This window comes from Caulobacter sp. GW456-12-1-14-TSB4, assembly GCF_059424195.1.
This window is the reverse complement of the sequence record NZ_JBWKZF010000006.1, coordinates 131,663-148,525: the sequence shown is the minus strand read 5'-3', so window position 1 is coordinate 148,525 and position 16,863 is coordinate 131,663. Positions and strand designations below refer to the sequence as shown.

Sequence of the window (16,863 nt, the reverse complement as noted above, 5' to 3'; positions counted from 1 at the left end):
TCTTAAAGCCTCCCCGCTTCCGTCAGCCGATCCAGCAGCCACATGCGCGGCGCGGGCAGCGGCCGGTTCAGCGGGCCGAACACGAACTGCTCCAGGAAGTGTCCGGTGATGTCCAACCCGGCCTTCACGTCGCCCTCGGCGAGCCCCCCTTGGGCCGACAGCAGGAACGGCGGCAGCGGCAGCAGCTTGTCGTGATAGGGCTTGCCCGCCCCTCGGCTGACGGCGCGGCCGGTGCGCGGGCTGACATAGACGAGGTCGTCGAAACTGCCGGTCGCGGCGCACTTGGAGAGGTCCAGGCCAAAGCCCAGTTCCTGCAGGAGACCAGCCTCGTAGCGCACATAGACGGCCGGCCAGATGTCGGGGATTTCCAGGACTCGGATCAAGGCTTCCAGCGCGTGGAAGGCGCCGGGATGGGCCTCGCGTTCAGGCAAGGCCAAGGCGGCGACCGAGGCGGCGGACGACAGACCGGCCAGGGCCAGGCGATCGTCGAACAGCGCCGAAGGCCCCTCGCCCATCGGCTCCAGGGTCGCCGAGCCCAGCTGGCCCTCGACCTTGGCGCGGTAGCGGGCGATGACCCGCGCGCCCGGCTGCAGAAACGGCTTCATCCGCCGCGAGGCCGCGCCGGCCACGTGGGCGGCGAACTTGCCACGATCCTGGGTCAGCAGCTCGACAATGGCCCCCGTCTCGCCGTGCGAGCGGGCCGAGAGGACGTAGGCTTCGTCCTCCCATTCCATCGTCACGAAGGCGTCCCCCAGGCCACGACCTTCTCCAGCACCGGCTTCCAGTCGGGCTCGACCGGCAGGCCGATGACGTCGCGCAGGGTCGCTTCCAGCTCGTCGGCCGTCAGGTCGCGCTGCTCGACCACGGCGCCGGTGACGTCGCGATGGGTGAAGCGGTTGTTCTTCAGGGCGTAGCGGGCGGTCGCGGTCGTGCGGCCCACCGTCATGCTGAAGGTGAAGTGCGAGCTGGGGTGCGTGTAGGTGAAGAAATTGGCCTGCTCGTAATCGACCGCCGCCCAGCCGCCCTTCGACACCTGGTACAGCGTCGCCCACTTGCCCGAGAGATCGGCCTGGACCTGGCGCTCGGCCACGCCGTCCGTCTGAGTGTCGAGGATGCGGAACTTGCCGTGCGGCGTGTCCTGCACCTCGTCGGAGAATAGGCGCAGCGGGCCGGTCAGCACGCAACCGCCGAAGCCGGCGTCGGCCAGCCAGGTCTCGCCTTCAATCTGCACGCCCAGCACCTGGTGCGAACGCGGACGCGGCGGCGCGCCTTCCGGGGCCATCCACAGCACGCGGGCCATCAGCCCCTCGACCTGGAAGCCCAGGGCGGTCAGCACGCGCTTCAAGAGGCCGTTCTGCTCGTAGCAGTAGCCGCCACGCCCGCCAGCGATCAGCTTGGCGTCGATATCGGCCGGGACGATGCTGATCCCACGCCCCAGCAGGACGTCGAGGTTCTCGAACGGGATGGCGTCGGGATGCTTCAGCGTGATGGCGCGAAGCACCGCCAGGGTCGGCTCGCGGGGGCCATCGTAACCGATCCGCGCGAAATAGGCGTCCAGGTCCACGGCCGCCACAGGCGCATCAAACATCGAAATCCAGTCCGATATCGCTGAACAGGCCGCGCTCCTCGGCCCAGTTCTCCTTGACCTTCACGTGAAGGAACAGGTGAACCTTGCGGTCGAGGATGTCGCACAGCTCCTCACGTGAGGCCTGGCCGATCCATTTCAAGGTCTGGCCGCCCTTGCCGATGACGATGACCCGCTGGCCATCGCGTTCGACATAGATGGTCTGCTCGATACGCACCGAACCGTCCTTGCGCTCCTCGAAGGCCGTCGTTTCGACCGTGGCCGCGTAGGGCAGCTCCTCGTGGACGCGCAGATAGACCTTCTCGCGGGTGATCTCGGCGGCCAGCAGGCGGGCCGGCAGGTCGGCGGTCTGGTCTTCCGGATACAGCCACGGGCCTTCCGGCATCATGGTCACCAGCTTGGCGGTCAGGTCCTCGACCCCCGCGCCGGTCGAGGCGCTGATCATGAAGACGTCGGTGTAGACGCCCTGGTCGAAGAAGTCCTTGGCGATGGCCAGCAGGGTGTCGCGCTTGACGCCGTCGATCTTGTTCAGAGCCAGGATGACCTTGCGGTCGGCGGCCTTCAGGCCCTCGATGATGGTCTGGACGTCCTGGGCCGAGCGGAACTCGCCGGGCGTGGCCTTGTCGGCGCGGCTGGACAGCTCGGCCTGCACGTCGACCAGGTGGACAGTGGCCTCGGCGTCTTCCGAGCCGGCCCAGGCCGAACGGACCATGGCGCGGTCCAGGCGACGGCGCGGGCTGAAGATCCCGGGGGTGTCGACGAGCACGATCTGGGTGTCGCCCTCGATGGCGACGCCGCGCACCGGGAAGCGGGTGGTCTGGACCTTCTGGGTCACGATCGAGACCTTGGCGCCGACCATGCGGTTGACCAGGGTGGACTTGCCAGCGTTCGGGGCGCCGATGATGGCCGCGAACCCGGCCTTAGTTTGGGAGGTGGTGTCAGTCATTGCGCGTGCGTGTAGCACAGCGGGACCGGAATTCCTCCCCCTGAGGAGTCACGGCCTGGCCTGCCCGTAAATCTCGACCGGATCGCCGTCGTCGTTGGTCTCGGTTCGCATCCAACCCGATCCGATCCGCCGGGCCACGGCGATCGAGGCGGCGTTGCCGGGGTCGATGCGATGGCGGGCCTCGCTCCAGCCCAGGCGGTCGAAGCTCCAGGCGACCCCGGCGGCGGCGGCCTCGGTCGCATAGCCTCGCCCCCAGAAGGCCGGCAGGATCGCCCAGCCGACCTCGGCCCGACCGGGGGCCTCGGGGACCCAGGGCCCGACGCGCCCGACCCAGCGGCCGGTCGCCGCCTCGAACACCGAGAACAGACCGCAGCCTTTCAGCGCCCACATGCCTGCCGCCATCGCCAGGCCGTCCCAGGCGAGGTCACGCGACTTCGGCCCGCCGAAGAACCGGGTGGCCACGGGATCGGCGTCGAACGCCGCCCAGCCGTCCAGATCGGCCTGGACCGGCGGGCGCATTTGAAGGCGGGCGGTGATGAGTTCCAGGGACATGACCGCCCGCCCCTGTCCTACTTGCCCGCGTTCTCGATCGCCGCGTCGATCTCGGCCAGGGTGTGGTAGCCCGGCTCCATCTTGCGACCGTTGATCTCGAAGGTCGGGGTGGCGTTGATGTCGTGCTCCTTGGCGTTCCTCTGCACGCGGTCGTTCAGCGCCTTCACCTGCGCCTCGTCGGCCACGCACTTGTTGAACTGATCTTCGTTCATGCCAGCCGACTTGGCGATGCCCAGCAGGCTCTCGCGCGGCGACTGGAACACCTCCTGCTGGGTGGCGAAGATGGCGTTGTTGATCTCGAAGTACTTGTCCTTGCCGGCGCAGCGCGCCAGCAGGAAGCCGGCCGTGGCCACGGTGACTTCCGAGCTATCCCCGACCAGCATCTCGCGGAACACGTAGTGGACCTTGCCGCTGTCGATATATTTGGACTTGAAGGCCGGGAAGACGTCGGTGTCCCAGCGCGCACAGATCGGGCAGCCGACCGAAGCGTATTCCACCACCGTCACCTTGGCGTCCTTGTTTCCCAGGCTCATGTCGTCGGGAAGGGCCTGATAGGCTTGCGGCTTGTTGCAGGCGGCGAGGCTGAGGGTCAGCAGGGCGGCAACGGCGAGACGGCGCATGGGGCGCTCCGAAAGGTTGGAATCGCGAAACTAGACCGTCATGAGAGGGCGCGAGTATGGCGAGGGTCAACCCGTGAGCGCACGGCTTGGCGACTTCACGCGGCGGGCCGCTGAAGATCATGAAAGGGACCGCGGAGCGCCGGACAACGTCCGGAGTGTGGAAGTTGAATACCGTTTCGACGAAGCCAGAACGCTCCGCGCGGCCGTTATCCGGAAGCCGTCGAAGCGCGGGGTTTTAACCCGCTTCCGACATCGCCTCCGACGGGCGGAGAGGCTGGCTGCCTCGTCCGGAATGCACAGGCGATTTCAGCCCGTGCCTGCCGCGCCATCGACCCGACATCCCACGTCGTTTCTGTGTTCCAGGGCCGACCGCCGCTAGAGGGATGCAGTTGCGGAGTTTCCTCCGCACCGATGAACGCTACCCGCTCGACCACCCCTGACAGCCGTCACGATCGCCGGCCGGACGTCCCTTTCGCGCTGTCAGGTGAGGAAGAGTATGGGGGTAGTTTTGGACGCGGATCATTCAGAGGCGCGTAAAATCGACAAGCAATTGATTTTGCGGGGCTCCACATCGCCAATTCCGAGGATAGACGCCGCTCAATCCCCATAGAGCTCCCTCTCTCTTAGAGAGAGGGTTGGGGTGAGGGGTTACGAGGTTCGACGGCGCGCCGGCACTCCGGTTGACGTCGTAACCTCTCACCCTCCCACGCCTGCGGCGCGGGCCCCTCCCTCTCTCTATGAGAGAGGGATTCAAGTGAAGCCTCTACTCCGCGCCTTCGCGCTCCAGCAGCGCCTTGGCCGCCGCCTTCTCGGCCTCCTGCCGCGACTTGCCTTTGGCGATGGCGGGATCGACGCCCTTCACCACGACCTCGACGGTGAACACCGGCGCATGATCCGGGCCCGTGCGGTCCAGCACGCGATAGGTCGGCAGCGGCCTGCCCTTGCCTTGCGCCCACTCCTGCAGCGCGGTCTTGGGATCGCGCGGGCGGCCCTCGCCAGCCCTGTCGAACTCGTCGGCCCACAGCGCCAGGAACACCTTGCGCGCCGCATCCAGGCCGCCGTCCTGATACAGCGCCGCCATCAAGGCCTCGGTCGCGCCAGCCAGGATCGAATCCGTCTCGCGGCCGCCGATCTTGCTGGACGAGGCCGACAGGCGCAGGGCCGGACCGAACTCGGCCAGGCGGGCGACGCGGGCGCAGGTTTCGCGGCTGACCAGGGCGTTCAGGCGCGGGGCCAGCTCGCCTTCCTTGGCCTTGGGGAAGCGTTCGGCCAAAGCCTCGGCGGCCAGCAAGCCCAGCACGCGGTCGCCGATGAACTCCAGCACCTCGTTGTCGCGGACCTTCTTGGCCCCGTCCCCGACGCTGGCGTGCGTCAGGGCGCGTTCGAGCAGTTCGCGATCCTTGAACTGATGGCCGATCCGGCGCTCAAGGTCGCCGACGGCGGCGACCCGTCTATCCATTGCGCGAGATCACTTCAGCACGTGGAAGAAGCGGCTGGGACGGGCGTTCAGGAACCACGTCCACGGCTTGAACAGGCTGGCCTCGGCGTTCCACGACAGCAGGATGATCTGGGCGCGGCCGACCAGGTTCTCGGCGGGCACGAAACCGACGCCGACCTCGTCACCGATATATTGGTCCAGCTCGTAGTCCCACTTGCAGGTCGCTTCCTTGTACGGCGAAACGCCAGGGTCGAAGCGGCTGTCGGCCGAGTTATCGCGGTTGTCGCCCATGAAGAAGTAGCAGCCGGCCGGGACGGTATAGACGCCGGTGTTGTCGCCACGGCTGTCGGGACCGAAGTCCTGGGTGTTGTACTGGCGGCCTTCCGGATTGGTTTCCTGGAAACGCTGGACCTGCTGGGTGAAGCCATAGCCGGTGTCGACCAGGGCCGGCGCCTGTTCCTTGCGCGGCAGGGCCTTGCCGTTGATGTAGACCTGACCGCCGCGGATCTGGACCTTGTCGCCCGGCATGCCGATCAGGCGCTTGATATAGTCGGTGCGATTGTCGCGCGGCAGCTTGAAGACGATGATGTCGCCGCGCGTCGGCGCGTGACCCAGGATGCGGCCCTTGATGATCGGCGGGCTGAACGGGATCGAGTGCTTGCTCCAGCCGTAGCTGAACTTGGACACGATGATGTAGTCGCCCTGATAGAGGTTGGGCTCCATCGAGGCCGACGGGATCGTGAAGGGCTGGAACAGCAGGACCCGCAGCACCAGGGCGATGCCCAGGGCGTAGGCGACGGTCTTGATGATCTCGATGAGCTCGGCGACGACGCCCTTCTCTTCGGGCGGCGTGATGTCGTCGGCGGCGTCGGTCATGCGGGCGCTGAGCTCTTCGAAGATGATTTGCCGGCGAACCGGTTCGGCTTTGCTAGACGGGCTTGGCCACAGGGGCAAGTGCGGCGCGTTAGCTTGGCTTTAAGGCGAAGGTTGGACCGCCGTTCAGGTCTTGGGCAGAGCCTCGATGATCACGAAGGCCTGGGCGTAGGGGTGATCGTCGGTCAGGGACAGGTGGATCACCGCCTCCATGCCCTCGGGGGTCATGGATTTCAGCTGCTCCAGCGCCCCGCCGGTCAGGGCCATGGTCGGCTTGCCCGACGGCAGGTTGACCACGCCCATGCCGGCCAGGTGCACGCCGCGCTTCAGCCCGGTGCCCAGGGCCTTGGAGCAGGCCTCCTTGGCGGCGAAGCGCTTGGCGTAGCTGGAGGCGCGGTCGGGCTTGCGCTCGGACCGCTTGCGCTCGATCTCGGTGAAGACCTTGTTGGTGAAGCGGTCGCCAAAGCGCTCCAGCGACTTCTCGATGCGACGGATGTCGCAGAGGTCCGAGCCGATGCCGATGATCACGCCGCTTGCTCCAGGCGGGCGGCGTCCATCAAGAGACGCATGCGCTGGATGGCCTGCGGCAGGCCGACGAAGATCGCCTCGCCGATGAGGAAGTGGCCGATGTTCAGCTCGGCGATCTCGGGGATGGCGGCGATCGGCTTGACGGTGGCGTAGTCGATGCCGTGGCCGGCATGGACTTCCAGGCCCAGGCTGGCGGCCAGAGTCGTGCCTTTCTTGAGCCGCTCCAGGATGGCCTCGGCGCGCTCGAAGTGGCCCTCGCGGAAGGCGTCGCAATACGCCCCCGTGTGCAGCTCGACGACCTGGGCGCCAACGGCCGCCGAGGCTCGGATCTGGTCGGGATCGGCCTCGATGAACAGCGACACCCGCGCGCCGACGGTGCGCAGGCGGCCGGTGGCGTCGGCGATGCGGTTCTGGCCCTTCACCACGTCGAGGCCGCCTTCGGTGGTGACCTCCTCGCGGCGCTCGGGCACCAGGCAGGCGGCGTGCGGCTTGGCGCTCAGGGCGATGCCGACCATCTCGTCGGTGACGGCCATCTCGAAGTTCAGCGGCTTGCCGCGCTTGTGGCAGAGGTCGGTCAGCACGGCGATGTCGGCGTCGCTGATGTGGCGGCGGTCCTCGCGCAGGTGGGCGGTGATGCCGTCGGCCCCGGCGGCCAAAGCGAGTTCAGCCGCGCGCACGGGCTCGGGATAGGACGAGCCGCGCGCGTTCCGGATCGTGGCCACGTGGTCGATATTGACGCCCAGTCGCAAGCTCATCGGCTCTTCCCGTCGCAACCCAAAAAGACTCGGCCGGACTCTAAGGCCCCGCCGCCTGCCTGTGCAGGTGGGAATTTCACGGGCCGGCGCCAGTGCTGGCGCATGGACAAAGCCGCGTGGCCGGATAATCGTATACGCTCTACTTATGGGAGGGGCGTATGAAGACGAACAAGACATGGCTGGCCGCGAGCGCCGGCCTGCTGGCTTTGACCCTGGCGAGCTCGCTCGCAACTGGGGCATCCGCCGCCGACCTCAAGACCCTGAAGGCGCAGGCCGTGGCCGGCGTCGAGAGCCGCGCCAAGCTAGCCCAGGTGATGAACGACGAGATCTTCTCGTTCGGCGAATTGGGGTTCCAGGAGGTCGAGACCTCGGCCTACATCACCAAGGTGCTGGAGCAGAACGGCTTCACCATCCAGCGCGGCGTCTCGGGGATTCCCACCGCCTGGACCGCGACCTGGACCCACGGGACCGGCGGGCCGACCATTGCCCTCGGCAGCGACATCGACTGCATCCCCAAGGCCTCGCAGAAGCCGGGCGTGCCCTGGCACGATCCGATCGTCCCCGGCGCCCCAGGTCACGGCGAGGGCCACAATTCCGGCCAGGCCCTGAACGTCGTCGCCGCCCTGGCGGTCAAGGACATCATGGTCAAGAACAACATCGCCGGCACCCTGGTCCTGTGGCCCGGCGTCGCCGAGGAGCTGGTGGCCGGCAAGGCCTACATGGTCCGCGACGGGGTGTTCAAAGGCGTCGACGCCACCATCTTCACCCACGTCGGTTCGAACCTGCAGACCGCCTGGGGCCAGCCGTCGGGCACGGGCCTCGTCTCCATCAAGTACAATTTCCACGGCGAGTCCGCCCACTCGGCCGGCGCGCCCTGGCGGGGCCGCTCGGCGCTGGACGCCGTAGAACTCATGGACATGGGCTGGAACATGCGCCGCGAGCACCTCAAGCCCGAGCAGCGCTCGCACTATGTGATCACCGACGGCGGCGACCAGCCCAACGTCGTGCCGTCGGAAGCGACCGTCTGGTACTATTTCCGCGAACAGACCTTCGACGCCATCAAGAAGAACTGGGACATCGGCAACAAGATCGCCAAGGCGGCGGCCGACATGACCGACACCAAGATGGACTACGCCATCGTCGGCACGGCCGCCCCGCGCCACTTCAACAAGCCGATGGCCGAGGCGGCGCAGAAGAACATCGAGCTGGTCGGCCTGCCCAAGTGGACCGACGACGAGCAGGCGTTTGCGAAAGCGGTGCAGAAGAACGTCGGCTCGACCAAGCAGGAAGGCCTCGACGTCAAGCTGAAGGGCCTGAAGCCCCCGGAGGAGAAGCCCGAAAGCGGCGGTTCGGACGACATCGGCGACATCTCGTGGATCATGCCCACGATCACCATCAACTATCCGTCGAACATCCCCGACCTGCCGGGCCACCACTGGGCCAACGCCATCTCGATGGCTACGCCCATCGCCCACAAGGGCGTGGTCGCGGGCTCGAAGGTGGTGGCGATGACGGCGCTAGACCTGCTGACCCAGCCCAAGCTGCTGGCCGAGGCCAAGACCTACTTCACCGACGTCCAGACCAAGACGCAGAAGTACGTGCCGATGCTGGCCGCGAGCGACAAGCCGCAGACCCAGATTAACGCCAACATCATGGCCCAGTACCGGCCCGAGATGAAGAAGTACTACTACGACCCCGACAAGTACGGGACCTATCTGGAACAGCTGGGCGTCGCCTGGCCGGTCAAGCAGCTGACGCCGCCGGCCAAGGACTGATCGGTAGAGATAGGCGCCAAACCCTTGTCATCCCGGAAGCCTCGCAGAGGCTGTCCGGGACCCAGGGGGTGCGTGAACTCTGTGCCGGCCGCCCCTGGGTCCCGGACAAGCGCTGCGCGCTTTCCGGGATGACAAGAAGGGGGAGCTAGCCAGGCCCTCAGCGCAGACGGCGGCTGCCCGGGTCTTCGATCGGGATGGCCGCCAGCTCCGGCGGCAGGGCGTCGGCCGGATAGGCCGGGACTTCCAGGCTGCACAGCGACACCAGCGGCACGCCGACATCGACCTTGCCGCCCGAGCGGTCGACGATGCAGGCGGCGGCCACGACGTCGCCGCCGGCGTCCTTGATCGCCTGGATGCATTCGCGCGACGACAGGCCGGTGGTGACGATGTCCTCGACCATCACGACCTTCTGGCCGGGTTCGAGGTGGAAGCCGCGGCGGAACTTGAAGCTGCCGCCCTCGCGCTCGACATAGATCGACGGCACGTTCAGGTGACGGGCGGTCTCGTAGCCGGGGATGATGCCGCCGACGGCCGGCGACACGGCGACATCGACCGCGCCGACCGTGGCGATGATCTTCTCCGCCAGGGCCTTGCAGAGCCGCTCGCAGCGCTCGGGGCGCATGAACACCAGGTTCTTCTGCAGGAAGACCGGGCTGTGCAGGCCGGAGGACAGCACGAAGTGGCCTTCGCGCAGGGCCCCTGCGGCGCGGAATTCGTCGAGGACGTCATCGTTGGTCATGAGGCTCGCCTATAGAACCAAGCGGCCGAGTCTTCAAACGCCGGCTTGCCTCGCGCGGGCGTTTCGCGCTTTACCGCCCCTCATGACCGAAGAAGTGCAACGTCCTCGCGTCGGCTGCGGCGCGGCCATCCTCGATGCTCAAGGCCGGCTGCTGCTGGTCAAGCGGGTCAAGAACCCCGAGGCCGACCACTGGGGCGTGCCCGGCGGCAAGCTGGACTGGGGCGAGGCCGCGCACGTCTGCGCCGAGCGCGAGATCAACGAGGAACTGGGCGTCACCATCAAGGCCGGCCGCGTGCTGGCCGTCACCGACATGGTCGCCCCCGACTACCACTGGGTGGCCATCACCTATTCGGTCGAGAGCTTCGAAGGCGAGCCGGCGATCCAGGAAGCCCACGCGATCCACGAGTGGGGCTGGTTCGCGCTGGACGCCCTGCCCTCGCCGATGACGGCGGGCAGCATCGATGCGGTGGCGGCGCTGCGGCGCTAGTTCTTCAGCAGCTGGTTCAGCTTCAGCTGCTCGGGCCGGCCAAGACCGCCGGTCCAGGCGAAGCCTAGCGCGATCCGCAGGCCCGGCGTGCGCCGCGCCTCCTCGATCACAGCGTCCACAAGCGCCGGCTTGACCTCCAGCAGGATCTCCAGCGGCCCCTCGCCCAGGCCCGACATGGTGGTCAGGTCGCTGCTGCGCCGGGCGATCTCGGTGATCACCGCAAAGCCGCGCGCCGCGTCTTCCTCGGCCAGTTCGGACAGGTGCTGCCAGGGATCGTCGTCGAGCTCGAAGTCGTTCTCCGGCTCGATCTCCAGGCACGCCTCGACCAGCTCGAGGTCGTCTTTGCTCAGCGCGCTCATCTAGCCCCGGGTCCGGTCCACGGTCTCGACCGACGGGCAGGCGCGCAGGGCGGCCTGGATGTTGGTCAGGTGCTTGGCGTCACGGACCTCGACGTCGATATCCACATCGAAGAAGTCGCTCTGACGATGGTGCATGCGCAGGTTGACGATGTTGCCGCCGGCCTCGCCGATGATCGTGCAGACCAGGCCCAGCACGCCCGGGGCGTTCTGGATGGTGGCGTGCAGGCGGGTCAGCGAGATGGTCGAGCGCTCGGCCTCGGGCGTCCAGTTCAGGTCGCGCCAGAGTTCCTCGTGGTCCTCGTATTCGGCCAGGCGCGGGCAGTCGATGGTGTGGACGTCCAGGCCCTCACCGTCCTCGCGCAGGATGCCGACGATGCGGTCGCCCGGCACCGGGCTGCAGCAGTGGGCGAAGTGCAGCGACACGCCCGGGGTCAGGCCGCCGCCGCGCACATAGAGCGTCGCGTCCTGGCCGCCCTCGATCTTGCGGCGCGCCGTGGCGGCTTCGCGATCGGCGTCCTTCATGCCCGGATAGGCCGTCTCCAGCACCTGGCTGGGCGAGACACGACCACGGCCGACGGCGTCGAACAGCGCCTCGTCGCCCTCCAGGGCGAAGCGTTCCAGGATCGGCCGCAGCGAGACGTCCTTCAGCTTCTTGCCGGCGCGCTCGAAGACCTGCTCCAGCGAGGCCTTGCCCAGGCGCAGGAACTCTTCCTTCTCGGTCTGACGGATATGGCGACGGATGGCCGAACGGGCCCGGCCCGTGACCGTCAGCGAGCGCCAGTCCGGCGGCACCACGGGCTTGGAGCCGCGCACCACCTCGACCACGTCGCCGTTCACCAGCGGCGTGCGCAGCGGCTTCAGCTCGCCATTGATCTTCACGCCGATGCAGGTGTCGCCGACGCTGGTGTGGACCGCATAGGCGAAGTCCAGCGGCATCGCGCCCCGCGGCAGGCTGACCAGCTTGCCCTTCGGCGTGAAGACGAACACCTGGTCGAGGAACATCTCGAGCTTGGCGTGCTCGACCAGTTCTTCGGAGTCGCCGCCATGCTCCAGCACCTGGACCAGCTGGCGCAGGTTGGCCAGCGGATCGCGGCCGCCGGCGGCTTCCATGCCTTCCAGGTCGAGGCCATACGAGGCGTCCTTGTAGCGGAAGTGGGCGGCGACGCCCTCTTCGTTGACGCGGTCCATGCTCTCGGTGCGGATCTGCATCTCGATCCGCATGCCGCGCGGCCCCACCACCGTGGTGTGCAGCGAGCGGTAGTTGTTCCGCTTCGGCGTCGAGATGTAGTCCTTGAAGCGGTCGGGCACGCTGGACCAGGCCCGGTGCACGACACCCAGGGCGCGGTAGCAGTCTTCCTCGCTGTCGACGATCACGCGGAACGCATAGATGTCGGCCATCTGCGAGAAGCCGATCGATTTGCGCTGCAGCTTGCGCCAGATCGAATACGGCGACTTCTCGCGGCCGAATACGCGGGCCGGCAGGCCGGCCGATTCCAGGCGGGCCGAGATTTCCTGGCTGACCAGGGCCACCGCCCCGCCCTGCTCCTCGCGCAGCTTGTCCAGGCGCCGCAGGATGGCGTCACGGGCCACCGGATTGGTGTGCTGGAAGGACAGCTCCTCCAGCTCCACGCAGATCTTGTGGCAGCCGATGTTGCGAGCCAGCGGCGCGTAGATGTCGCGCGTCTCGCGGGCGATGCGCTCGCGTTTCGCCTGGTTCTTGATGAAGTGCAGCGTCCGCATGTTGTGCAGACGGTCGGCCAGCTTGACCAGCAGGACGCGGACGTCCTTGGAGATGGCCAGGATGAATTTGCGCAGGTTCTCGGCCTGGCGCATGTGCTCGGCCTGCAGCTCGAGCTTGCTGAGCTTGGTGACGCCCTCGACCAGCTCGCCGATCTCGTCGCCGAACAGCTTGGCGATCTCTTCCTTGGTGACCGGGGTGTCCTCGATCACGTCGTGCAGCAGGGCCGTGACGATGGTCGCGGTGTCCAGCCGGTACTCGGTGAGGATGCCCGCCACCTCGATCGGGTGGGCGTAGTAGGGGTCGCCGCTGGCCCGGGTCTGCGAGCCGTGCATCCGCATGGCGTAGACATAGGCGCGATTGAGCAGGGCCTCGTCGGCCGTCGGGTCGTAGGCGTGGACCCGCTCGATCAGCTCATACTGGCGAAGAAACTTGGGGCGCGGCTTGGGCGCGGGCTCGACGGCGACGGCCGGAGCTACAGACGAAGACGCGCCCGATTCTGCATCGGGCGCGCGTTCGGGTGAAGCGGTCTCGTGGACTGCTTCCAGGGTCAGAGGGGCTGCGCCTTCGGGGCTCAGTACCGCTCCTCCTGACCGCCGTCACGGTCGCTCTGCAGCGCGCGGACCAGTTCCAGTTCGCTCATCTGCATGTGGCTCGGATCGGCCAGCAGGGCCAGGGTTTCGGCCTCTTCCTCGGCTTCGGTGTGCTCATCGACGCGTTGCAGCGTGCTGATGAGGTGCTCCTTCAGGCCTTCGTGGTCGATGACGTCGTCGGCGATCTCGCGCAGGGCGACGACCGGGTTCTTGTCGTTGTCGCGGTCGACCATCAGCGCGGCGCCGGCCGAGATGGCGCGGGCGCGGTGCGCGGAGAGCAGAACCAGCGAGAAGCGGTTCGGAACCTTCTCGACGCAATCTTCGACGGTGACGCGGGCCATGAGTTCCTCGGGCTGCCGATTAGCTATCGCAAAATAGGCTTCTGTGCGGCGACACGCAATGTCGCGCAATAACATCAGCTTTTGCGAGCGGGCGCTTATGCCCGCTTCGCAGGTCAATGTCTAGGCTTCAAGATGCTCCCCCGCGATGCGGGGGAGCTGTCGCGGAGCGACTGAGGGGGCTAATGCGGCTTAGGCCGAGCTCGCCCCCTCCGGCCCTCCGGGCCACCTCCCCCGCAACGCGGGGGAGGATCTAGTTTTTACCAGACCTTCACGCGCTTCTCCGGCGGCAGGTACAGCGCATCCCCCGGCTTCACGTCGAACGCCGCGTACCAGTCGTCCAGGTTCCGCACCGTGCTGGCGCGGTACTGGTCCGGCGCGTGGCCATCGGTGATCAGCTGCTGGCGCAGGGCCGCCGGACGGTCGTAGCCGAGCCAGCTCTGGGCGAAGGCCAGGAAGAAGCGCTGGTCGCCGGTCATGCCGTCGATCACCGGCGCGGGCTTGCCGCCTAGCGAAGCGTGGTAGGCGTCCAGCGCCGCGCCCAGGCCGGCGACGTCGGCGATGTTCTCGCTCAGCGTCTGCTTGCCGTTCACCGCCAGGTCCGGGAAGGGCTTGTAGGTGTCGAACTGGTCGGCCAGGGCCGCGCCGGCCTTGGTGAAGTGATCGAAGTCGGCCGGCGTCCACCAGTTGCGCAGGCGCCCCTGGCTGTCGAACTGCGCGCCCTGGTCGTCGAAGCTGTGGCTGATCTCGTGGCCGATCGTGGCCCCGGTCGCGCCGTAGTTGGCGGCGGCGTCATTGGCCAGGTCGAAGTTCGGCGGGGCCAGGATGGCGGCCGGGAAGTTCAGGGCGTTCAGCATCGGCAGGTTCACGGCGTTGACCGTCTGCGGCGTCATCACCCACTCGCCGCGATCGACGGGCTGGCCCAGCTTGGCCAGGTCGGCGGCGTAGTCGGCCTCCTCCGAGCGCTTCAGGTTGCCGAACGCATCCCCGCGCACCACCGCATAGGCCGAGTAGTCACGCCACGTGTCGGGATAGCCGACGCCGACCTTCAGTACGGCGACCTTCTTGCGGGCCTCGGCCTTGGTGGCTGGGTCCATCCAGTCCAGGCCGTCGATGCGCTTCTCGAAGGCGACCTTCATGTTGTCGACCATGGCCGTCACTTCGGCTTTCGCCTGGGCCGAGAAGTACTTGTCGGCATAGAGCTTGCCGACCGCCTCGCCGAGCACGGCGTTGGTCGAGCCGACGGCCCGCTTCCAGCGCGGCGACAGCTGCGGCGTGCCCTGCAGCCCCTGGCCGTAGAAGGCGAAGCGCTCGTCGACGAAGGCCTTGGGCAGGACGTTGCTGTAGTGGTCCATCAGGTGGAAGGTCAGGTAGTCCTTCCAGGTGTCCAGCGAGACGCCGGCGACGGCCTTGCCCAGGCCCGTGATCATGGTGGGATGCCAGACGATGAAGCGCGGCTGGCTCGAAAGCTTGGCGGCCGTGAAGAAGGCGGTCCAGTCCAGGCCCGGCGCTTTGGCGGCGAAGTCGGCCGGGGTCCAGCTGTTGTTGGCCTTCTGGACGTCGGCGCTGTCGGCGCGCGTGCCCGAGGCCTGGGCCAGCTGGGTTTCCAGGGCCACGATCGCTTTGGCCTTGGCGGCCGCGTTGGCCACGCCGCCCAAGGTCAGGATCTTCTCGACGTGGGCCAGGTACTTGGTCCGCGCCTCGACCATCGAGGCCTTGTCGGAGACGTAGTATTCGCGGTCGGGCATGCCCAGACCGCCCTGCAGCAGGAACGGCGCGTACTTGCTGGTGTCGTCGAACGACGGCGAGACCCACAGGCCCAGGACGTTGTCGGTGTAGAAGTCGGTGGCGTTCAGGGCGTCGACATCGGCGCGGATATTGCCGCCTAGCACGGTGGCTAGGCCCTTCTTGTCCTTGATGGCGGCGATGCGGGTCAGGTCCGCCTTCAGCGGCGTCAGGCCCTTCGCCTCGATGCCGGCCTCGTCCATGTAGCTGGCGTAGTAGTCGCCGACCTTCTGGCCATCGCCCTTGCCGCCCTTGGCGGCGTCCTGGATCAGGTCGACCGTGCGCTTGCTCGCCTCTTCCACCATCACAGCGGTGATGCCGTAGCTGCTGCGGTCGGCCGGGATCGGGTGGGCCTTGACCCACTTGTCGTTGGCGTAGGTCCAGAAGTCGTCGCCCGGCTTGATGGACTTCTCGATCGAGGTCAGATCGACGCCGCTCTTGGCCCCCATTTGGGCCTGAGCGAAGGCGGCGGGCGCGGCGGTCAGCAGCGCGCAGGCGGCGGCGCAGGCGAGCAGCGAACGGGTCAGGGTCATGTGAGCGGAGTCCAGATGAGCGTGCGGGCACGCTTGGCGCGGAATTTGGGCGGGACTATGGGCGCCGCTTGATCCGCTCGGGGATTAAACTTTGGCAATGGAGCGCGCGTCGCGCCCGATGCTGGCGTTGGCGGCCAGGCGGAAGGCCGGCTCGCCATTGACCGGGTGCACCCAGGCCGAGGCCAGCTCGACCAGCGGCCCCATCACGAACAGCCGCTCATGAGCGCGTGGATGCGGCACCGTGAGGTCGCCCTCCAGCACCGTTCGGCCATGGGCGATGAGGTCGAGGTCCAGGGTGCGCGGCGCATTGGCCTCTCCCCTCGCCCGTCCGAAGCGCGCCTCGACCGCGTGCAGCGCCGCCAGGGTGTCAGCCGGCGACAGGTCGGTGGCGACGATGGCCACGCCGTTCAGGTATTCGGGTCCCGCCGGGTCCGGCCAGGCCGCCGAGGCCCACCAGGTCGAGCGGGTCACCAGCGCCAGCCCCGCCTCCGGCAGGGCCGCCAGCGCGGCTTCCAACAGCGCCTCGCGACTCGTGTAGGGTCCCGGCAGATTACTGCCGAGCGCCACGATCACGGCCTCGTCCAAGTCATTTCGAGCGACCTGATTTTTCAAGGGATTACAGTGACCTTTTATCCGACCGACCGTCTGGCGTTGTTCATCGACGGCGCCAATCTCTATTCCGCCGCCAAGGCGCTGGGCTTCGACATCGACTACCGCAAGCTGCTCGACGAGTTCAAAAAGCGCGGCGTCCTGATCCGAGCCTACTACTATACGGCGATCGCGGAAAACGACGACTATTCCCCGATCCGCCCGCTGGTCGACTGGCTGGACTACAACGGCTTCACCCTGGTGACCAAGCCGGCCCGCGAGTTCACCGACAGCCAGGGTCGCAAGCGCTGGCGCGGCGACATGGACATCGAGATCGCGGTGGACATGCTGCAGATGGCCGAGACCGCCGACCACCTCGTCCTGTTCTCGGGCGACGGCGACTTCCGCGCCCTGGTCGAGGCCGTCCAGCGCAAGGGCCGCCGCGTCACCGTGGTCTCGACCATGAAGAGCCAGCCGCCGATGACCAGCGACGACCTGCGCCGCCAGGCCGACAACTTCGTCGACCTCAACGACCTAGGCAACATCATCGGCCGCCCGCAGCGAATCCAGCCGCGCCCGGTCAGCGACAACCGCACCCCGGCCGAACGCGAAGCCGACGACGAGTATTGAG

General features: G+C 67.5%; 18 protein-coding genes. 3 read left to right on the top strand and 15 right to left on the bottom strand.

The features are described 5' to 3' along the window. Positions 1 to 2: 2 nt before the first annotated feature. From recO to AC07YH_RS07940, 9 genes are all read right to left on the bottom strand, one after another. Positions 3 to 734 carry a DNA repair protein RecO gene (recO, locus tag AC07YH_RS07980; protein ID WP_494746557.1) on the bottom strand — a complete coding sequence of 244 codons (732 nt, stop codon included), beginning with the start codon at positions 732 to 734 and terminating at the stop codon, positions 3 to 5. A gap of 2 nt (positions 735 to 736) precedes the next feature. Further along, positions 737 to 1,588, bottom strand: coding sequence for an arylamine N-acetyltransferase family protein (locus tag AC07YH_RS07975; protein WP_494746460.1), 852 nt, complete (start codon positions 1,586 to 1,588; stop codon positions 737 to 739). Continuing rightward, a complete protein-coding gene (gene era / locus AC07YH_RS07970; protein WP_494746459.1) occupies positions 1,581 to 2,531 on the bottom strand; it encodes a GTPase Era in 951 nt (316 codons plus the stop codon). The genes AC07YH_RS07975 and era overlap by 8 nt, the downstream gene beginning before the upstream one ends. A gap of 48 nt (positions 2,532 to 2,579) precedes the next feature. Continuing rightward, positions 2,580 to 3,083, bottom strand: coding sequence for a GNAT family N-acetyltransferase (locus AC07YH_RS07965; RefSeq protein ID WP_494746458.1), 504 nt, complete (start codon positions 3,081 to 3,083; stop codon positions 2,580 to 2,582). Positions 3,084 to 3,100: 17 nt separating this feature from the next. Further along, complete coding sequence (locus AC07YH_RS07960) at positions 3,101 to 3,703, bottom strand: DsbA family protein (protein ID WP_494746457.1); 603 nt, start codon at positions 3,701 to 3,703, stop codon at positions 3,101 to 3,103. A 763-nt stretch (positions 3,704 to 4,466) separates the two neighbouring features. Continuing rightward, positions 4,467 to 5,162: a ribonuclease III gene (rnc, locus tag AC07YH_RS07955; RefSeq protein WP_494746456.1), complete on the bottom strand. Its 696-nt coding sequence runs from the start codon at positions 5,160 to 5,162 to the stop codon at positions 4,467 to 4,469. 9 nt (positions 5,163 to 5,171) lie between these two features. After that, positions 5,172 to 6,017 (bottom strand): signal peptidase I, encoded by an 846-nt coding sequence (gene lepB, locus AC07YH_RS07950; protein ID WP_494746455.1) that lies wholly within the window; start codon positions 6,015 to 6,017, stop codon positions 5,172 to 5,174. Between the two features lie 123 nt (positions 6,018 to 6,140). Continuing rightward, positions 6,141 to 6,542, bottom strand: a complete 402-nt coding sequence (acpS, locus tag AC07YH_RS07945) for a holo-ACP synthase (RefSeq protein ID WP_494746454.1) — start codon at positions 6,540 to 6,542, stop codon at positions 6,141 to 6,143. After that, positions 6,539 to 7,297, bottom strand: coding sequence for a pyridoxine 5'-phosphate synthase (locus tag AC07YH_RS07940; RefSeq protein ID WP_494746453.1), 759 nt, complete (start codon positions 7,295 to 7,297; stop codon positions 6,539 to 6,541). Before AC07YH_RS07940 ends, acpS begins: the two co-directional genes overlap by 4 nt. 158 nt (positions 7,298 to 7,455) lie before the next feature. Between AC07YH_RS07940 and AC07YH_RS07935 the strand changes: the two genes are divergently transcribed. After that, positions 7,456 to 9,072 carry a M20 family metallopeptidase gene (locus tag AC07YH_RS07935; RefSeq protein ID WP_494746452.1) on the top strand — a complete coding sequence of 539 codons (1,617 nt, stop codon included), beginning with the start codon at positions 7,456 to 7,458 and terminating at the stop codon, positions 9,070 to 9,072. Positions 9,073 to 9,229: 157 nt separating this feature from the next. Here the strand turns inward: AC07YH_RS07935 and pyrE are convergent, their stop codons facing one another. After that, complete coding sequence (gene pyrE / locus AC07YH_RS07930) at positions 9,230 to 9,811, bottom strand: orotate phosphoribosyltransferase (protein ID WP_494746451.1); 582 nt, start codon at positions 9,809 to 9,811, stop codon at positions 9,230 to 9,232. Positions 9,812 to 9,893: 82 nt separating this feature from the next. Between pyrE and AC07YH_RS07925 the strand changes: the two genes are divergently transcribed. Further along, the gene (locus tag AC07YH_RS07925; RefSeq protein ID WP_494746450.1) at positions 9,894 to 10,298 is read left to right on the top strand and encodes an NUDIX domain-containing protein; all 405 of its coding nucleotides are present in this window, start codon (positions 9,894 to 9,896) and stop codon (positions 10,296 to 10,298) included. On the opposite strand, the gene AC07YH_RS07920 is transcribed toward AC07YH_RS07925, so the two are convergent. From AC07YH_RS07920 to folK, 5 genes are all read right to left on the bottom strand, one after another. Further along, positions 10,295 to 10,657, bottom strand: a complete 363-nt coding sequence (locus AC07YH_RS07920; protein ID WP_494746449.1) for a hypothetical protein — start codon at positions 10,655 to 10,657, stop codon at positions 10,295 to 10,297. The genes AC07YH_RS07925 and AC07YH_RS07920 overlap by 4 nt on opposite strands. Then, on the bottom strand, positions 10,658 to 12,736 hold the full coding sequence (locus AC07YH_RS07915; RefSeq protein ID WP_494746448.1) for a RelA/SpoT family protein: 2,079 nt from the start codon (positions 12,734 to 12,736) through the stop codon (positions 10,658 to 10,660). It abuts the gene before it with no gap. A gap of 233 nt (positions 12,737 to 12,969) precedes the next feature. After that, a complete protein-coding gene (gene rpoZ, locus AC07YH_RS07910; protein ID WP_099577049.1) occupies positions 12,970 to 13,329 on the bottom strand; it encodes a DNA-directed RNA polymerase subunit omega in 360 nt (119 codons plus the stop codon). Positions 13,330 to 13,586: 257 nt separating this feature from the next. Next, positions 13,587 to 15,644, bottom strand: a complete 2,058-nt coding sequence (locus AC07YH_RS07905; RefSeq protein ID WP_494746447.1) for a M13 family metallopeptidase — start codon at positions 15,642 to 15,644, stop codon at positions 13,587 to 13,589. Between the two features lie 84 nt (positions 15,645 to 15,728). Further along, positions 15,729 to 16,217 carry a 2-amino-4-hydroxy-6-hydroxymethyldihydropteridine diphosphokinase gene (gene folK / locus AC07YH_RS07900; RefSeq protein ID WP_494746446.1) on the bottom strand — a complete coding sequence of 163 codons (489 nt, stop codon included), beginning with the start codon at positions 16,215 to 16,217 and terminating at the stop codon, positions 15,729 to 15,731. 48 nt (positions 16,218 to 16,265) lie between these two features. Between folK and AC07YH_RS07895 the strand changes: the two genes are divergently transcribed. Continuing rightward, a complete protein-coding gene (locus tag AC07YH_RS07895) occupies positions 16,266 to 16,862 on the top strand; it encodes a LabA-like NYN domain-containing protein (protein WP_494746445.1) in 597 nt (198 codons plus the stop codon). Position 16,863 lies beyond the last annotated feature (1 nt).

What these genes read in the sequence shown, in the direction of transcription:
- recO (WP_494746557.1), bottom strand. Translation starts at nt 734, where the DNA reads ATGGAATGGGAGGACGAAGCCTACGTCCTCTCGGCCCGCTCGCACGGC.
- AC07YH_RS07975 (WP_494746460.1), bottom strand. Translation starts at nt 1,588, where the DNA reads ATGTTTGATGCGCCTGTGGCGGCCGTGGACCTGGACGCCTATTTCGCG.
- era (WP_494746459.1), bottom strand. Translation starts at nt 2,531, where the DNA reads ATGACTGACACCACCTCCCAAACTAAGGCCGGGTTCGCGGCCATCATC.
- AC07YH_RS07965 (WP_494746458.1), bottom strand. Translation starts at nt 3,083, where the DNA reads ATGTCCCTGGAACTCATCACCGCCCGCCTTCAAATGCGCCCGCCGGTC.
- AC07YH_RS07960 (WP_494746457.1), bottom strand. Translation starts at nt 3,703, where the DNA reads ATGCGCCGTCTCGCCGTTGCCGCCCTGCTGACCCTCAGCCTCGCCGCC.
- rnc (WP_494746456.1), bottom strand. Translation starts at nt 5,162, where the DNA reads ATGGATAGACGGGTCGCCGCCGTCGGCGACCTTGAGCGCCGGATCGGC.
- lepB (WP_494746455.1), bottom strand. Translation starts at nt 6,017, where the DNA reads ATGACCGACGCCGCCGACGACATCACGCCGCCCGAAGAGAAGGGCGTC.
- AC07YH_RS07940 (WP_494746453.1), bottom strand. Translation starts at nt 7,297, where the DNA reads ATGAGCTTGCGACTGGGCGTCAATATCGACCACGTGGCCACGATCCGG.
- AC07YH_RS07935 (WP_494746452.1), top strand. Translation starts at nt 7,456, where the DNA reads ATGAAGACGAACAAGACATGGCTGGCCGCGAGCGCCGGCCTGCTGGCT.
- pyrE (WP_494746451.1), bottom strand. Translation starts at nt 9,811, where the DNA reads ATGACCAACGATGACGTCCTCGACGAATTCCGCGCCGCAGGGGCCCTG.
- AC07YH_RS07925 (WP_494746450.1), top strand. Translation starts at nt 9,894, where the DNA reads ATGACCGAAGAAGTGCAACGTCCTCGCGTCGGCTGCGGCGCGGCCATC.
- AC07YH_RS07920 (WP_494746449.1), bottom strand. Translation starts at nt 10,657, where the DNA reads ATGAGCGCGCTGAGCAAAGACGACCTCGAGCTGGTCGAGGCGTGCCTG.
- AC07YH_RS07915 (WP_494746448.1), bottom strand. Translation starts at nt 12,736, where the DNA reads ATGCGGATGCACGGCTCGCAGACCCGGGCCAGCGGCGACCCCTACTAC.
- rpoZ (WP_099577049.1), bottom strand. Translation starts at nt 13,329, where the DNA reads ATGGCCCGCGTCACCGTCGAAGATTGCGTCGAGAAGGTTCCGAACCGC.
- AC07YH_RS07905 (WP_494746447.1), bottom strand. Translation starts at nt 15,644, where the DNA reads ATGACCCTGACCCGTTCGCTGCTCGCCTGCGCCGCCGCCTGCGCGCTG.